We start from the raw sequence: 16,812 nt of genomic DNA, 5'->3' as shown, positions 1-16,812 counted from the left end.
GTGCGCGGATGGGGTACTCACGTCATCGCCGCGCTATTGCAGTTGCTAGATCGAATGCGGACTTGAGGTGCAGGAGTAATGGGTCCCCGGTTGCTGCTTGGGCTATGGTCTCTGCTGGAACCGCGTTTACCGCAAAGGCAATACCTAATCCCCCGCTAATAGGAAAGACTATGGCTGCGGCCACCGCCGCGGTTGTGGATAACTTATTCTTGATTGTCATCGTCTCCTCCAGTCGCTCGGTAACGCTCAGCTTGCTTCGTTACCGTTTCGTTATGGGATAACTCTAGGGAGACGAGCTGTTAAGGCCATGCCCTCAGTCTGCCGGTTTCCTGAAACTTCTTGGGCATTCCTCGACTGGAAGACGCTCAAGCGGCTGCCGCCCCAACCGAAGCACGAGTTGGGGCTAAGCAGAGACTGGTACTGACCTAATTAGCCGGGGCGCTTTCGGCCACGATGCCATCGCTGGCTGGGATGACAATGCCTTTTTCAAAGGCGCCGATGATGGCCTTTTCGTCGTCTTCATCCAGCTCACCAGAAGCCACGGCGCTCTTTAACTCGCGCTCTAGATACTGACGGACATCTGACTTTCCGGATTTATTCTGGGTTATATCGCGCGGCACCGATTCCAAGGGAATCCCCAACGCCTTTGCCAGCGACATCACGCGATTAGCTTCTGAAGAGGAATCGTTTTCTACCGAACCATTAACTTGGGCGGGCGCTTCTTCTTGCACGACTCCCCCGGCTACGGCATCGCCCACGGTCATCGTCCCTTTCGGAGGATGATGGCGGCTGGTTGCCCACGTGCCAACGACGACGGCGATAATGGTCGCCACGGCGATACAGCCCCAGAGGTAGATTAGCTTCCTGCGGTGGGCTCCCGAAGATTTAGTCATGGTAATCCGAATTTCCTCCGAAGAAGCCATAACCATTGCCGCGCGAGGAACTACCGTTGCCGCGTTCATTCAAAATATCGATGAGTGAGCGGATTGTGGCCTCCCCAATGCGGTCGCCGCGCCCGCGCGAGCGGGAGTCCGTAGCGCCCTCGCGGCCAAGATCTTCTTGGTGATGCGAAGCGTCGAGGTTCTGCCCGCCGCGGGACGCGCCCGTGTGTGGGGCCGAGACCTCAATGGTCAAGGTGGTGCCATCTAACTCTAGGACGTCATCATCACGGACCCCTGCCGCGCGAGCGGCAGAAAGCAATGCGGCCAATTCTCCAACGGTGGCGGAGTCCACATCGAGCTGCAGCTGAAATGACATAACCAAAGATCCTTTCTCTAACTTATTCCTACTCTAGGGTCCGATACTTCAAAAGTTAAGGGAATTAGTGCTGTATAGACCAAGTTATGCGGCAACTTTAAGAATGCTCGAAGGATTCCTCCTCTCCCCAAAAGACTTCATCGACCACCTTGCGCGCGTGCCGGGTCAATTTCAGGTACGTATCCAGGAAATCCTGGTTATTCTCCGGCGTCCAGCCGGCCGCGCCGGCTACCTGGGCCAATTGTGGGCCAGGCCCAGGCAATTGGTCCACGCGCTTGCCGCGCACCAGCACCAACGCGTTGCGGGCGTCCGTTGCCATCAACCACGCATCTCGCAGGTCACTGGTTTGATCGGCGCTTAAGATGCCGCTTTGTTCCAGCGCCTCCAGCACCGGCAAGGTCCCTGGTTGCCGCAGCTCGGGATGCTCATGCCCGTGCATCATAATAAGCAGCTGCACCGTCCATTCAATATCGGTCAGCGCCCCGCGCCCCAGCTTCGTGTGGGTGGTGCGGTCGGCCCCACGCGGCAGGCGCTCATTATCCACCCGAGCCTTCATGCGCCGGATGGCGCGAATGGTGGACTGGCTCGCGCCGCTATCCGGGTAGCGGTATTCATCGATCATCTCCATAAAGCGCTGGCCCACTTCCTCGTCCCCGGCGATGAAGGCCGCACGCAGCAGCGCCTGCATTTCCCAAGCCTCGCCCCACTCGCGGTAATAGCGCTTGTAGGAGGCAATGCTGCGCACCACCGCGCCAGATCGTCCCTCTGGGCGCAAGCCCAAGTCAACGTCCAAGGGAGGATCCCCAGAAGGCTTGGCAAGGCGACGGCGCAGCTTATCGACGATCCCGATAGCCCACCGCATAGCCTCGCCTTCATCGTCTGCAGCTTCAGGCTCTGCCACAAAAAGGACATCTGCATCGGAGCCGAACCCAAGCTCACGGCCACCGAGCCGGCCCATGCCAATAACTGCAATGCGCGCCGGCGGTTCCGCATCCTCGTGGTCCATCCGCCAGGCCCGCACCTCAGCGCGCAGGGCGGCTTCCAAGACTGCGTTCCAGATGGTCGACAGTTCTTGGCACACCTGCTCAACGGGGATTATCCCTAGAAGATCACCGCTGGCGATGCGCGCCAGCTCCACCCTGCGTAGCGAGCGCGCGACCGCCACCGCCTTATCCGGGTGCGCATGGCGCTTGCTGGAATTAACCAGAGCCTTGGACACCTGCTCAGGCTTGGTTTCGAGCAACTTGGGGCCGGTCGCGCCATCGGAAAGCTGCTTTACCGAATCCGGGGCGCTGATAATAAGGTCCGCGGTAAATGGCGAGGTCCCTAGGATATGCATCAGGCGCTGGCCGACGATCCCCTCATCCCGCAAAATCCGCAGGAACCATGACTTATCGCGGGCCGCCTCTGATAGCTTGCGGTAATTGAGCAACCCCATATCCGGATCCGCGGTGTCTGCCAGCCATTCCATCAAGGTGGGCAGCAAGATGGCTTGAATGCGTGCCTTGCGGGACGTACCGGAGGCTAGCGAGGTCAGGTGCTCAAAGGCGCGCACCGGCGAGCTATACCCCAATGCCGCAAGCTGCAGCTTTGCCGCCTCCGGCGAAAGCTTTAGCTCATCGGCGGACATGGTCACCACGGAATTGAGCAACGGGCGATAAAACAGGCGCGAGTGCAACTCAGAAATGCGCATCCTAATGCGCCGCAAATGCGCTAACATGCCCTGCACCGCAGACTTTGTGCCCTGCGGCGAGAATCCCGAAATCACCGCGAGCCAGTTCATGCCCGCTTCATCATCATTTGCCGGCAGCGTGTGTGTGCGGCGGAAGCGCTCCAATTGCAGGCGGTGTTCTAAAAGGCGCAAAAATTCATAAGCCTCAATGAGCTGCGTGCCATCTTCGCGGCCCACGTAGCCTGCGGAGATAAGCGCGTCGAGGGCATCCACTGTCGAAAGCGCGCGCAGAGATTCATCGGAGCGCCCGTGCACCAATTGCAGCAATTGCACCGCAAATTCGATATCGCGCAGCCCGCCGACGCCCAGCTTGAGCTCTCGGTGTTTGAGCTCATCCGGCACATTATCCAATACGCGCCGGCGCATGGCTTGGACGTCTTCCACGAAGGAATCGCGCTGCGAAGCCGTCCAGACCATCGGCCGGATTTGTTCCAGGTAATCCTGCCCCAACGGCAGGTAGCCGGTCATCGCCCGCGCCTTGAGCAGCGCCTGGAATTCCCAGGTCTCTGCCCACCGGCGGTAGTAGGTCACGTGCGAATCCAGCGTGCGCACCAGCGCCCCAGACTTACCCTCCGGCCGCAGGTTCGCATCGACATCAAAAAATGTCGTCGACCCAATCCGGTTAAACTCCGCGGCGAGCCGGGTGGCCTTGGGCGTTGCCTCGCTGCCGACGAAGATAACGTCCACATCGGAAATGTAATTGAGCTCGCCGGCACCGCACTTGCCCATCGCCATGACGGCAAGCTGCGCATCGAGCGGATCATCGCCGTAAATCTTGCGCACCGCAACGGCAAGGGATGCGGTAAGGGCGGCATCGGCAAGCGCAGTCGTCAGCGTGGTGACCTGCCGAAAGCTTACCGCCGGCTGCGGGCGGGATTGCCCCTTGCGGGAGTGGAAGGTACCCGCCACATCGTGCGCGGCAAGCCGCATCATCAGCGTGCGGTACTGGGTACGCATCTCCTTTTTGTGCTCACCTTCGCTCGCGCGGTACGTGCCCGGTGCGCTGAGATCCTCCCTCGCTGGATCAGGAGCATCGAGCTCTGCGGCAAACGTTGCCGGCTGCGCCCCCACCGTTTCAAGCAGGCTGGTGAGCATCTCCTCTGGCTCCGGCAGGGGCTTTTTCAGCTCTTCCCACAACTCTGGGTGGGCAGCGAGGTGATCCCCAAACGCCGTCGACGCACCCAAGAGCGCGAGAAGGCGCACCCGCACTTGCTCATTGCTGCGGATTTCCGCATCGAGCTCCGGGGCTTGCTCGTAAATGCGCACGAGGTTATTAAGCGCCAAATCTGGATCACCGACCGCAGCCAGCGTCCATAGAAGGTCAACGGACTCCGGGTTATTCCATCCCAGTTGTTCTAAGTCTTGTGCGGCATGGGACCGGCTAAGGCCCAGCGACGCCGGCGAAGGCACCGTGGCAGGACGCATTATTCTCCTAGAAATTCAGGTTGTTGCGCAGCTCGACTGTAGTAATTTGGCGCTGGTAATCGCGCCATTCTTCCCACTTGGCGCGCAAGAAGAACTCGAAGACGTGCTCGCCCAAGACCTCCGCCATAAATTCGGACTTTTCGAACTCGCGCAGTGCCTGGTCCATGCTGGAGGGAAGATCCTTATACCCCATGGCGCGGCGTTCCCGGTGGGTGAGCTGATGGACATCGTCTTCCGCGGGATCGTCTAATTCGTAGCCTTCTCGGATGCCGCGCAGCCCGGCTGCGAGGATGACCGCATAGCCCAAGTATGGGTTCATGGAAGCATCGATGGAACGGATTTCCACCCGGCGCGATTCCTCCTTGGTCAAGCGGTACGTCGGCACGCGCACTAGGGCGGAACGGTTCTGCACTCCCCACGTGGCCGAACCCGGCGCCTCATTGCCAAACATCAGCCTCTTATAGGAGTTGGGCCACTGGTTGATAATGGGGCTCATCTCCGTAGAGTGCTCCAAAATTCCGGCGATGAACTGCTTGGCGGTGTGTGAGAGCGAAAATTCATCGTCCGGATCGTGGAAGGCATTGGACTGGCCTTCAAAAAGGCTAAAGTGTGTGTGCATTCCGGAGCCCGGGAGATCCTCAAAGGGCTTGGGCATAAACGTAGCACGCACATTTGAATCCGTGGCTACCTGCTTAATAACCCGCCGGAAGGTCATAATATTATCCGCCATGGTCAACACATCGGCATGGCGGAGATCGATTTCCTGCTGGCCCGGCGCGGTTTCGTGGTGGCTAAATTCGGTGGCGATGCCGAGCGATTCCAACGCCAACATGGCGCGGCGGCGAAAGAGCGGCGCAGTATCGTGAGTCGCTTGATCGAAATACCCGCCATTATCGGTGGGGACAAGATCTGTTAGCTCCCGGCTGTGTTCCAGCAGGTAGAACTCAATTTCCGGCGAGACCATGCAGGTAAATCCATCATTAGCCGCCTCGGTGACCTGGCGGCGCAGGATATGGCGCGGATCCACCACGGAAGGCTGGCCATCCGGCTGCGCAATATCGCAGAACATGCGCGCCGTTTGCAGGTCCGGCTCATTGTCATCAAACGGCAGGATTTGAAAGGTGGAGGGATCCGGCAGCGCAATGGTGTCCGATTCAGAGATGCGGGAAAATCCCTCTACCGACGAGCCATCAAAGCCAATCCCCTCCTCAAAGGCGGATTCGAGTTCGGAGGGGCTCATCACTACGGATTTGAGGGCGCCCATGATATCCGTAAACCACAAGCGGATAAAGCGGATATCGCGTTCCTCAACGGTGCGTAAGACGAATTCGTGTTGGCTATTCATGCCCTAAACCTTACCGGCTCACCGCTAAGCAGTGTGCAGTTCATTAGTCAATTTCCACATGGTCAGATTCGCAGGTCGCCAGAGTATTCAGGGGGTAGCTAGCGGGGGCTATAGGAGCAGGTACGGCTGCGCGCACGTGCTTTGCTAGTGGGGCAAGCGAACACCTGTACAAGCTATCTAAAGGAAGAAATTACAATGACCTCCCACGTTGATGAACTTTCTGCCAGCGTTATCGATGCCGTAGTGACCGCCGCCCAATACGGGTGGTCCCCGGACGATTTACGCCACGTCCTAGGCTCTTATTCCTATCCCCTCATCTACCGCGCTAGCCCGCACGTACCTGCCCGCATCACCTCACCCGCGCTGCGCAAAGCGTGGTTGCAATTAGAAGCCCCACAAGAAAATTTCATTCCCCGCGATAAAATGCGCGCCATCATGAAAGAACTGGTGCATCTTCCGCGTTTGCGCGATACCGAACTTCTAGCAGGCGGCGAGCTGAGCCAGACCGACGGCCCTAGCGACAAGCAGGATAAAATACGCCACAAGGTCTTGGGACTATTGCGGAAGGCAGAATCCACCTCTTTTGCAGAAGAGGCAGAGATACTCATTTCCAAGGCGCAGTCGCTGCAGCAAAAATACCGCATCGAAGACCTCCTAACCGGTGACCAGCCCCGCCTCATTTCCCACCGCGTGCATGTTCACCCACCATATATCAAGCACCAGGTCACCTTGTTAGGCACTATCGCCAGTGCCAATGGCTGCACCACTCTCCTCATCCACGAAAAGGGCCTTGCCTGCATCATTGGCGCGCCCGAAGATACCGCCCACTGCGCCGATCTTTTCTCCTCCCTGAACCGCCAATGCGATTGGTATATGCGCAACAGTGAGGGTGCCGAGTTTGCGCGGGCAACGCAGACCACCGCAGCCTATCGTCGTAGCTTCCGGCTTTCCTATGCCGCCCGAATTGGGGAACTGCTGCAGCTAGCCAATGAAGACGGCATCGAAGAAAAACTCGATGAGTCTCCCTATTGCAGCCACCACGCAGAGCTCATCGCCACTCAGACACTGCCTGCGCTCCAAGCGCGCACCGATCATGCCGAGGAAACCCGAAACCGCTTATTTCCCAACCTAACTACATCCTCGCTATCCATGAACAGCTTGCATGGCATCACTGACGGCATCACGGCCGCGGATAGGTCTCACTTAGGCAGACCCGCTACTGGCATCGATTCTTAATACCGGCGGCCCTTGCTCCGTGGCCTCCTCTGTCTGCTTTTAGCCCCATGGTGTCAGCGGTACATTTCTACCTGTGCGCACAGCAAACGCTGCGAAATTTTTCAGGCGCCTGCTGCGCGTCACGGGTAGGATCTCAGGTGAAATTAATTGTTGTAAAAGCTTAAGGGTATGTGAATGTCAACACAGACTTTTCTGGAAGTAGAAGCGAAATTCGCCGTAGCAGAATCGACTCAGCTGCCTGAACTCACTCGACTCAAATCAGTTGACCATATTGCAGAAACGCGCCACCACGCTCTATCTGCTATTTATTACGACACGGAAGATTTGCGCCTAACGCACGCCAAAATCACCTTGCGCCGCCGCACCGGCGGCAATGACGATGGCTGGCACATCAAGATCCCCAGCGAGGGCGGACGGACCGAGATTCATACCGAACTGGGAGAACCGGTAGACGGCAAATACGAGGTCCCCCAAGAGCTGGTACAGCAGGTGCGCTCCATCATTCGCCACAATGAATTAAACCCCATTGCGCAGGTGGATAATAACCGCACCGAGATGCTGCTGGCTGACGAGCACAATAATCCGGTCGCGGAATTCTGCGATGACCACGTTACCGCCTTTTCTTTCCTGCCCGGCGGGCAGCAGCAATCTTGGCGCGAATGGGAAGTGGAGCTTGCCGGTGATCTTCCAGGCACCGAAGAAGGAAGCCAGTTCATCCGCCGCGCTACTTCACTTCTCATCGGCGCTGGGGCTCGCGTTTCTTCGTCCCCGTCTAAGTTGAAGTCGGCCTTGGGAGATTCCTACAACAATGCTCCCCTGCCGCCCGCGCTCGTAACCCCGGATGTTGATGAGGATTCCCCGGCAGCAGCAGTGATTACAGCGCTGCAGGCCAACCGCGACAAACTGATTGATTACGATCCGCGCGTTCGCCGCGATGAGTGGGACTCGGTGCACCAAATGCGCGTGGCTACCCGCGAGCTGCGCAGCCACCTACAAACTTTTCATGGCATCGTCGTCGGCCCGCAGATTGAAAAAATCGAAGCCGACCTCAAAGAGCTGGCCGGTATTTTGGGCGTAGCCCGCGATGCAGAGGTCGTAGAAGAGCGCTGGCAAGAGCTCCTGGAGTCCGAGGATTCCGATACCTTGGATGCCGCCACCCGCGAACACATCTCCCGCGATATGGGTACCGCCTACCGGCGGGCGCACCGCAGGGTTATCGCCGCGCTAAATTCTGAGGAATACCTCGAATTGCTCGAGTCCCTCGACCGCCTTTTGGCGGATCCCCCTACGGCCGGCTCTCAATCCGCAGAAGATGCCGACGGTGATGACGTTTCCACTGCCGTGGACGCGACTGCGCAAGCGTCCGAGGATGCAACCGATAATTCAGCCGAAGAATCTGCGGAAGCGCATACCGCAGAGGAAGAATCGGCCGCTGAAAAGAAGACGGAAGAACCGTCTAGCGCTGGCGAAGCGGAGGCCGAGGACGTCGATGCCGTAATGGCACGCCATCTAGAAAAGGCCTATAAGAAGCTGGTCAAGCGGCATAAGAAGGCCGTGGAGAACTGGGATAACGCGGAGCTTTCGCTGCACGAGCGCGAGGATTATTTCCACGATATGCGCAAGGCTGCCAAGAAACTGCGTTACGCAGCAGAGGCGGCCGGTTCAGCAACGAAGCTAAAGACCAAGCGCCTGTACAAGGCCTGCAAAAAGATGCAATCGGTCTTGGGGGATTTCCAAGACTCGGTCACCTCGCGGGATAAATTGCTAGAACTGGCCCACAATGCGCACCGCCGCGGAGAAGATACCTTCGGTTACGGCCTGCTATACCAGCGCGAACGCTCCATCGGCCTCGCCGCCTTGGATGATTACAACGAATCTTTCAAGGACATCAAGGCCGCGTTTAAGCCGCTGCGCAAGAAGCTGAAGAAGTAGTGCTGCAGCGGCACCAGATGTGCCGCGTTAGGCCGCTTTAGTCACTGTCAGGTGATGGTTGGGAAATTAACTAGTCCCAGCCATCATCTTCTTTATCTGCGGCATCGGCTGCCTTGGTGCGGGCGCGCGCGATTTCTATGGCGTGCTCGGCCTCTTCGCGGGTGTCATAGGGGCCCATGCGGTTTTCCCAGCCGGATACTTTGCCCTTGCTGACTTCCTTGGTGGAGGGGTCGTAATACCATTTCTCATCTGCTGTAGTCGCCACGGTAGTCCCTTTCGTCTATATACTCTGGGCAGCACGTGTGCGCCGCCTGTTTGTGGTTGGTGCCCACACTACCCATGCACGAAAACACGTGCCCGCTAGAATATGAGGGCAGTATTTCTTTTGATGCCTCTCCCTGCTCTCTTAAGCAGAGCAAGGGAGCCGCTTTATCGGCTACTTTGTCCATGGCGCTAGCCCGCGCCACGTAGCCACGTGATTTTTATCCGCCGAATTGGAAAAGGAGCTTGTGCCTTCATGCCACTGTGGTCGACGCCTAAGTCCCCTATTACTGAGCGCGTTGCACAACGACACGCCACTATCGTGGGAACGGAGCCCACCCATGTCGCCAGCGCGCCCGCGACCTGGCCACTTATTGGTGAGCATATCGATCATTACGGAGGCATCGTCGCCGCAAGCTTGTCGGATCTCCGCGCAGCAGCGGCCGTCAGTTCGCGCACGGATGGCATCGTTTCCGTCCACTACGTGCCGGCTTGTGGGGAGCCTGCGCACGATTCTATTGGCCTCCAGGAGGTGGCTGTGCTCGCCGCGGCGCAACAACCCACGACGGACTCAGAAGGCCAACCGGTCATTCCTCCCGCACCAGAGGGTGGGCTGGCTGCGCGCATCGGCGGCATCGTGCACACCATGGTGAACCGCCAGTTGCTCTCCCGGGAAACGGCTGGGGCGGATATCACTATTGTGAGCGATATCCCTGCCGATATCGGCTTAGGCGCTGCATCGGCGGCGGATGTTGCCGTTGCGCTTGCCTTAATGGGTCCAGCCGAAAACCTCGACGCACCTTTGCGCGTGCGCGTTGCGGATGTCTGCACCCAAGCGGTGACCACCTTTGCTCATAAGCCCGCCCTTCGCGCGCGCCACACGGCCGCGCTGCGCAGCAGTGGTGACGGCGTGTGCATCATCGACTATGCCGATGGCTCGGTCACCCACGCGCCCCATGTGGTGGGCCAGGATGTGGTGGCCTTTGCCGTGGCGGTGCCCGAGGACAATTCGCAAGAGCAAGCGCAGGCAATTAGTGACATCCGCCAGCGCCAGCAGTTTATTGATGATGCCTGCCATTCCTTCGGCACGGAGTCGCTGCGCTTATTGCCCGATGCGCAGCAGCGCGTAGTGGAGTGGCTCAAGGCGGTACACAAGGTCTACGGCGAAGAGGGCCGGCCCAGCATCAATGCGGCCACCGAGTGGATGGCATTTTATGAGGAAGAGACCACCCGTGTGGAGCACTTTGTGCGCTACCTACGCTCGCACCGCCGCAATGAGCTCTTCCCCATTGTGTTGCAATCGCAGGCCTCGCTGACCAATATTTATGGCTTCGATTCCGCAGAAAAGCTGGCGGAGCTGGTCACGGTCCGCGGCGGGGTGGCCGCGCGCTCGGCGCACGCGGGACTTTCTAGCGCCGTTATTGCTTATGTCCCCAGCAACCGCGCGGAAAACTTCGCGGCGGACTTGGCAGAGGATGGTTTTCTGCTTGTGAAACTGGCCGCTGGCGAGCCAGCCAAGGTAGAAGATTAAGCGCGAATGAGCCGGCCTATAAGCCGGATTCTGTCTAACCGCGTTGCCCCAGCAAGTGGGGCACCGCGCGGCGAACATCCATCTAGACCAACCGTTGCCAGTTAGTTCCAGCAGCTACCTTCAGGCTCGAGCGAGCAGCCTTAAAACGCCTGATCGGGCCCTGCAACGTGGCAGGGCCGTGATGCCTTGCTCCCGGTGGGGTTTACCCAGCCACCGCCATCGCTGACGGTGCTGGTGCGCTCTTAACGCACCGTTTCACCCTTACCTTGTGGCCCCTACTTGGGTCGAAACGCAAGTGAAGGCACAAGGCGGTCTACTTTCTGTTGCACTTGCCCGCGGGTCACCCCGGGTTGCCGTTAGCAACCACCGTGCTCTGTGGAGTCCGGACTTTCCTCGGCGCCCACGTTGCAGCACCAACGCTGCCCGTTTGCGGCGACGCGATCGCCCGGCCGGCTCATTCGCGCTACTTAGTCTAGCGCAGCCCCTCTAGGTGTCCCACATCGTTGAATCCATGCACCATAGAGCCGCCGTCCCAGAACTCGACATCTGATAGCGCCGCCAGATCCAAAAACAGGTGTTGGAAGGTGGCCGGGCCCGCGTTCAGGGCCTGGCAGAGGAAGGATTTGATGGGGTTGACGTGGCTGACAATCAGCACCGTCTTGCCGCTATAGCGCCGCTGCAATTCCTTGCGGGCAGCACGCACGCGACGGTTGACGGCCTGCAGCGATTCCCCGCCGGGGCACGGTGTAGCGGCATCGTGCAGCCATTGCTCGTGTATCTCTGGGTCGCGCTGGTGCGCTTCGGCCGCGGTCTTTCCTTCCCACTCGCCAAAGTCCACCTCGATCAGGCCGTCTTCGGTCACCACGTCGATATCGCGGCCATGCGCGACGGCGGCCGCTGTTTCCTGACAGCGCTTCAGCGGCGAGGACACGATGGCGTCGATGGTGGTACCGGCAAGGGCTTGCGCGGCGGCGAGCGCCTGCTTTTTGCCCAGTTCAGTAAGCTCCGGATTGGCGCGCCCTGAGTATTGCTTGTTGGCAGACATTTCGGTTTGGCCATGACGCAGCAGGATAAAGCGGGTCTTATCGCCGCGCTCGCCCAGCCAGTCAGAAGGGTGCGGCGCGGAGGTATCCCACTCCTGGTTGTCCTCGGCAGGCGTAGGCTCACCCGGCGCGGCATCGGACGAAGGCTCGGCGGCAGGCGCATCGGTTTCGCTCTTGACGATGCCCACCTTATGCCCCGCCGCAGCCGCGTCCATCGCGTCATTGGATAGCGCATCCGCCACCTTATTTTTTGCGCGCGGAACCCACTCCAGGCTGAAGGAAGAAAACCCGTCGATATGCGTGCGGGCCTCAAGGGCCAGCTTTTGCATATCCGGGTGCTTGATTTTCCAGCGTCCATTGATCTGTTCCACGACGAGCTTGGAGTCCATATAGAACTCCACCTCGCTGGCACCTAGCTCGGAGGCGGCCTCGAGCCCGCGCAATAAGCCGTGGTATTCGGCCACATTATTGGTGGCCTCGGTGCCAACCACATAGACGATTTCGCGCAGGGTGGTCGTGCCATCCGCGGCATAAACCACAGTGCCTGAACCGGCTACTCCGGGATTGCCGCGCGAGCCACCATCGGCGTAGATAATGACCTTCATGATGCCAGGCGCACCAGGTAGGAACCGCAGTCGGTGCATTGCGGAAGCTCATCGGCAGGCGCATTGCGCACGGCGTTCTTATCGGCGGGCGGCAAGACGATGAAACAGCCGCCGCAGGCCCGGTTGGCCTTAAACTGCGCGGCGCCAACACCGTTTTCTTGCCGCTGCGCGTCGTATTCCTCCAAAACATCGGAAGGCAGCTGTTCGCGCAAATCCGCGATGCGCACGGCGGGATCGGGCTGGTTATCCGCAGCCTCTTGCGCGGCGTCTGCGGCGCGGCGCAGCATTTCTAGCTTGCGTTCAGAATCTGAGACGCGCGCACCGTGCACGTCCAGGTTGGAGCGCAGCGCGTGAATTTCGTTGTGAGCTTCTTGCAGCTCACTCATCAGATCGGCGATGCGGGACTTCGTGGCGTAGAGATCGTGCTCGATGTCCTTGCGCTTTTCGGTATCCAACTCGGCGCCAAGCTGGCCCTTGTCATCGCGTTCGCGCCTGCGCAGCTTACGCTCATCGGCCTGGATGCGCAGGATTTCATTTTCCATGTCATCGACTGCCATTTGTGCGGAACCGGAGGCATCGAGCAAGCGCTTGTGTTCCTGCTGTGCCTTGTCATACTCGACCTTTTCTGGCAGCTCTTTATCCCCGCCAATGCCTTGCGAGCGTTCCAGGTTGGCCAATTCCAGCAGTACCGGTTGTAGTTCTTGCGATAGTTTCACTTATGACTCCTTTGGGTGCGCGGAGATAGTCCACGGATCAGTTCGCAGGCTAATAATTTCCGTATCTAGTTCTAATGCTGCTTCTACGATATCGCTTGCTTGCGCCGTCCAAGGAAACTCGCTGGCCCAGTGGGCCGTATCGATGACGGCTGGTCCCCCGGCGCGCAGATGCTCGTCCACCGGGTGGTGGCGCAAATCGGAGGTGACGTACACATCGACGCCCAGCTTCGCCGCAGCCCCCAGGAAGGAATCCCCAGCGCCGGACGATACCGCCACTGTGCGCACCTTTTGCTCTGGGTCACCCGCGGCTCGGATGCCCCACGCGGTTTCGGGCAGGGCGTTGGCCACCTGTTGCGTAAACTCCCGCAGGGTCATCTCGCGGGGCAGCTCGCCCACGCGCCCGAGCCCCAGTGCGGTATCAAGATCGCCGCTTCCGGCCGTTTCCACGATGTCATAGGCGGGCACCTCATACGGGTGCGCCGCGTGCAGCGCCGCAATCAACGTGGACCGCAACGAGGCGGGAGCCACGAATTCCACCCGTACCTCGTCGCCGCGGTGCAGCTTGCCGATGCTCCCTTCAACCGGATCCGCGCCCTCCTCCGGCTGGAATTGGCCTGCGCCCGCGATATCGAATGAGCAGTGGGAGTAGGCGCCGATGTGGCCCGCGCCGGCATCGAAAAGCGCCTGCTTTACCTGCTCCACGCTGCCGGTAGGGATATGCACCCCCCACTTATCAATGGCGTCTGGAGCCTCCGGCACGATGGGCCGACCTGGGGTAATGCCAACGAGTTCCGCCAACTTATCGTTAACCCCGGGGCGAGCCTTATCTGCGTTGGTGTGGGCGGCAAAAAGCGCCACCCCATTTTTAATCAAGGTATGAACAACCTTGCCCTTAGGGGTATCGGCCGCCACGGATTCCACGCCGCGCAGTAGCAGCGGGTGGTGGACTACCAACATATCCGCGCCGAGCTCAACCGCGCGGTCCGCTACCTCTTGGGTGCAATCTAAAGCAAAGGCGACGGTACGCACCTCGTCTGCGGGGTCGCCGCAAATAAGGCCTACGGCATCCCACTTTTCGGCCAAATGGGGCGGGTAAGCCTTGTCCAAAACGCGGCGCACATCGCCCACTCGCACAGCAGACATGGCGATACTCCTTTATGCTCGATTCTTGTAAATTACGCTAGTGCTATATCCTGTCTCCCGCACTACAGTACTATCTGCGCAAAGGGTTTTCGCATGACTGAATCTTCTTCTCACTCGGGTCTCTACCTCGTCTTTGTGTGCACCGGCAATATTTGCCGGTCGCCCATGGCTGAAATCATCGTGCGCGATGAAATGGAAGATGACATGCTCGATCTCCTAGCCACGGTGGATTCCTGCGGGCTCGGTGGTTGGCACGTGGGGCAAGGCGCCGATGAGCGGGCCGTGGCGGAGCTGCGCCGCGCCGGACACGATGGGGCATCCCACCGCGCATCCAAATTGGGCGAGGAACACATGGACGCTGACCTATTCATCGCGATGGATTCCGGACACTATGATTCGCTCATCGATCTAGGTATCGATCCTGCCAAGGTCCGTCTGATGCGCAGCTTCGATCCCAATTCCCCGGAAGGCGCAGAGGTCGCCGACCCCTACTACGGCACCGAAGAAGACTTCGAAACCGCGCGCAAGAATATCGAAGCCGCGGTCCCCGGCCTGCTGGATTGGATTCGCGAGAACCGCGACTAGACTTGGGGGCATGCTAAAGACGTTCCTCAAGCCTGGCTGGGTGCTCATGCTGCTTTTCGTGGTGGCATTTTCTTACTTGGCCTTTAGTGTCCTTGCCCCATGGCAATTGGGAAAGGACGATGACATTGTGGAGCGCAATGAAAACATCACCCACGCCTATGAGGCCGATCCGCAGCCGATTGACCAGGTCGTGGACGCTGACGGCGCCATTTCCGGTGATGAATGGTCCCGCACCACGCTCAAGGGGCACTACCTGCCCGAGGATGAGGTGCTGCTCCGCCTGCGCCCCGCAGGTTCCGGCCCGTCCTATCAGTCCTTGGTGCCTTTCCGCACCGATGCGGGTTTGACCATGCTGATTAACCGCGGTTGGGTCAGCGCCGAGGAGGGCAATGCGGTGCCGGATATTCCGCCCGCCCCTTCCGGAGAGATAACCATTACCGGCATGGTGCGCTCGAATGAGGCCGAGCACCAGACCGCCCCCATCACGCAGGAGGGCTACCAGCAGGTCTACTCCATCCACACCGAGCAAGTGGGCTCGCTTATCGGTGCCGACTTAGGCCAAGACTACATCCAGCTCTCCGAGGACCAGCCGGGCGTGCTCAACGCAATGCCCATTCCGCAGCTCGACCGCGGCAACCACCTTTCCTACGGCTACCAGTGGATCGCCTTTGGTATCATGGCCCCGCTGGGGTTGGGCTATTTTATCTGGTCCGAAATCCGCGAGCGCCGCCGCCTGCGCGAAGAAGAAGCCGCCATGCAGACCCTCGACGCGGATGCGGAATCGCTTGCCGATGCCCCCACGTCCAGCTCCTCCGTCAACGACGAACCTGGCACCGACACCGCTACGGATGCTGCACCTCACGCCGCCGCGCTGCGCAACCGCTCCCGCTACGGCGATTCCAAGCCGGATCACTATGCCAAGCTGAAAAAGCGCCGCCGCGAGCGCTACTAACTTTCCTAGCCCGCCTGACCTGCTTTCGATTCTGTAGTGCTGGCAGACCGGTCCCACATGAGTAATGCGAAACCTACTGCGATCCAGAGCGCGAATACCCACCACGCGTGTCCCACGCCCTGGCCATCAAAATAGGACAAAGAACGAACAAGGTACCCCGTTGCACCAATGGGCATCCACTGCCCCAAGGTAGCCCAGCCATCAGGAAGCAACCAAGGTCCGGTGGCCAAGCCCGAAAGTGGATTACCTAGGAAAATGGTGAGCACCGCACCAATTCCTACACCTGCAGTACCGATCACCGCAGCTAGGCCTGCCGTGAGCAATGAGGTGGAAAGAATACCCAGGGCGATGGCCAACCATTCCATACCGAATTTGCCAATTAACGTGCCGTACACGGTGTGCAGCATCCACGTCGCAACGAGCGATCCCCCTGCTGCTATGCCAACGAGTACTACAAACTTGACCCACTTTCGGCGGCGGAAAACAAAGGTGGCGATGACTGCGGAAACGATGCCGCCAAAGGCCAAAGGCAGCCCTAGCAGCCCAATGCCATTAGCTTGCGGGTCTTCTTCCGATGTCGGTGCAAGGTCTTCGGTAGCAACCTCCATGCCTTGCGCCTCGAATGACTTACCCAATTGGTTCACCATCTCTGTGTAGGCAGCACCGTTGCCAGAAGCGGTATAGGTTTGTGCTCCCGATGGGGTGATAACCAGACCGCCTACGACGTCTCGGTTTTCAATCGCATCGCGCACATCGGCATCGGATTCATAAACCCTTAAATCGGGTCCGCCCTCGCCTGCTTTATCGGTCATGTGCTTAACCATCTGCTCGGGCCCGGCCACAGCAATGGGCACGCCTTGCGGTCCGGAAGAAAAGTTGGGAGCAAGGAACGCAAATAGCATTAGCCCGATAATGACTGGTACCCCAATCACGGCGGCAACGATTTTTACGGTCGTGTTTTGCCGCCTGCGAGTCGCAGTAGAACTCATGACAATCCCCTTATCTGGAACAGTGTATTTCAGTTACTTAAATAAAACATAGTGTTCCAT

At 59.2% G+C, this 16,812-nt stretch carries 14 protein-coding genes and 1 other RNA gene; 5 read left to right on the top strand and 10 right to left on the bottom strand.

All coding sequences use genetic code 11. The features are described 5' to 3' along the window. Positions 1-425: 425 nt before the first annotated feature. The 4 genes from ABRP84_RS09980 to ABRP84_RS09965 form a co-directional block, all read right to left on the bottom strand. Positions 426-893 carry a hypothetical protein gene (locus ABRP84_RS09980; protein WP_284772032.1) on the bottom strand — a complete coding sequence of 156 codons (468 nt, stop codon included), beginning with the start codon at positions 891-893 and terminating at the stop codon, positions 426-428. Beyond that, positions 886-1,257, bottom strand: coding sequence for a Cgl2226 family protein (locus ABRP84_RS09975; protein WP_349853611.1), 372 nt, complete (start codon positions 1,255-1,257; stop codon positions 886-888). The genes ABRP84_RS09980 and ABRP84_RS09975 overlap by 8 nt, the downstream gene beginning before the upstream one ends. Before the next feature lie 97 nt (positions 1,258-1,354). Next, complete coding sequence (locus ABRP84_RS09970) at positions 1,355-4,414, bottom strand: bifunctional [glutamine synthetase] adenylyltransferase/[glutamine synthetase]-adenylyl-L-tyrosine phosphorylase (protein ID WP_023023194.1); 3,060 nt, start codon at positions 4,412-4,414, stop codon at positions 1,355-1,357. Between the two features lie 7 nt (positions 4,415-4,421). Further along, positions 4,422-5,759, bottom strand: a complete 1,338-nt coding sequence (locus ABRP84_RS09965; RefSeq protein ID WP_023023196.1) for a glutamine synthetase family protein — start codon at positions 5,757-5,759, stop codon at positions 4,422-4,424. 195 nt (positions 5,760-5,954) lie between these two features. On the opposite strand from ABRP84_RS09965, the gene ABRP84_RS09960 reads away from it, so the two are divergent. Next, positions 5,955-6,995, top strand: coding sequence for a DUF2786 domain-containing protein (locus ABRP84_RS09960; protein ID WP_023023198.1), 1,041 nt, complete (start codon positions 5,955-5,957; stop codon positions 6,993-6,995). Between the two features lie 174 nt (positions 6,996-7,169). Then, positions 7,170-8,927 carry a CYTH and CHAD domain-containing protein gene (locus ABRP84_RS09955; protein WP_023023200.1) on the top strand — a complete coding sequence of 586 codons (1,758 nt, stop codon included), beginning with the start codon at positions 7,170-7,172 and terminating at the stop codon, positions 8,925-8,927. Between the two features lie 70 nt (positions 8,928-8,997). On the opposite strand, the gene ABRP84_RS09950 is transcribed toward ABRP84_RS09955, so the two are convergent. Beyond that, positions 8,998-9,192, bottom strand: a complete 195-nt coding sequence (locus ABRP84_RS09950; RefSeq protein ID WP_023023202.1) for a hypothetical protein — start codon at positions 9,190-9,192, stop codon at positions 8,998-9,000. Between the two features lie 252 nt (positions 9,193-9,444). Between ABRP84_RS09950 and ABRP84_RS09945 the strand changes: the two genes are divergently transcribed. After that, on the top strand, positions 9,445-10,719 hold the full coding sequence (locus ABRP84_RS09945; protein ID WP_023023204.1) for a galactokinase family protein: 1,275 nt from the start codon (positions 9,445-9,447) through the stop codon (positions 10,717-10,719). A 3-nt stretch (positions 10,720-10,722) separates the two neighbouring features. Here the strand turns inward: ABRP84_RS09945 and rnpB are convergent. The 4 genes from rnpB to ABRP84_RS09925 form a co-directional block, all read right to left on the bottom strand. Then, positions 10,723-11,176: RNase P RNA component class A (gene rnpB, locus ABRP84_RS09940), an RNA gene on the bottom strand. Between the two features lie 15 nt (positions 11,177-11,191). Continuing rightward, positions 11,192-12,367 carry a bifunctional RNase H/acid phosphatase gene (locus tag ABRP84_RS09935; protein ID WP_023023205.1) on the bottom strand — a complete coding sequence of 392 codons (1,176 nt, stop codon included), beginning with the start codon at positions 12,365-12,367 and terminating at the stop codon, positions 11,192-11,194. Next, complete coding sequence (locus ABRP84_RS09930) at positions 12,364-13,083, bottom strand: zinc ribbon domain-containing protein (RefSeq protein ID WP_023023207.1); 720 nt, start codon at positions 13,081-13,083, stop codon at positions 12,364-12,366. Before ABRP84_RS09930 ends, ABRP84_RS09935 begins: the two co-directional genes overlap by 4 nt. Beyond that, positions 13,084-14,226 carry a Nif3-like dinuclear metal center hexameric protein gene (locus ABRP84_RS09925; RefSeq protein WP_023023208.1) on the bottom strand — a complete coding sequence of 381 codons (1,143 nt, stop codon included), beginning with the start codon at positions 14,224-14,226 and terminating at the stop codon, positions 13,084-13,086. Between the two features lie 93 nt (positions 14,227-14,319). On the opposite strand from ABRP84_RS09925, the gene ABRP84_RS09920 reads away from it, so the two are divergent. Beyond that, complete coding sequence (locus ABRP84_RS09920) at positions 14,320-14,811, top strand: low molecular weight protein-tyrosine-phosphatase (RefSeq protein ID WP_023023210.1); 492 nt, start codon at positions 14,320-14,322, stop codon at positions 14,809-14,811. Positions 14,812-14,821: 10 nt separating this feature from the next. Next, entirely contained in the window at positions 14,822-15,763 is a 942-nt protein-coding gene (locus ABRP84_RS09915; RefSeq protein WP_023023212.1) for an SURF1 family cytochrome oxidase biogenesis protein, read from the top strand. Positions 15,764-15,768: 5 nt separating this feature from the next. Here ABRP84_RS09915 and ABRP84_RS09910 read toward each other — a convergent pair whose 3' ends face one another. Further along, positions 15,769-16,752: an ABC transporter permease gene (locus ABRP84_RS09910; RefSeq protein WP_023023214.1), complete on the bottom strand. Its 984-nt coding sequence runs from the start codon at positions 16,750-16,752 to the stop codon at positions 15,769-15,771. Positions 16,753-16,812 lie beyond the last annotated feature (60 nt).

It is taken from the genome of Corynebacterium sp. KPL2861, assembly GCF_040225475.1.
GTDB lineage: Bacteria > Actinomycetota > Actinomycetes > Mycobacteriales > Mycobacteriaceae > Corynebacterium.
The sequence above is the reverse complement of the archived record's forward strand: the minus strand, read 5'-3'. Positions and strand labels throughout refer to the sequence as shown.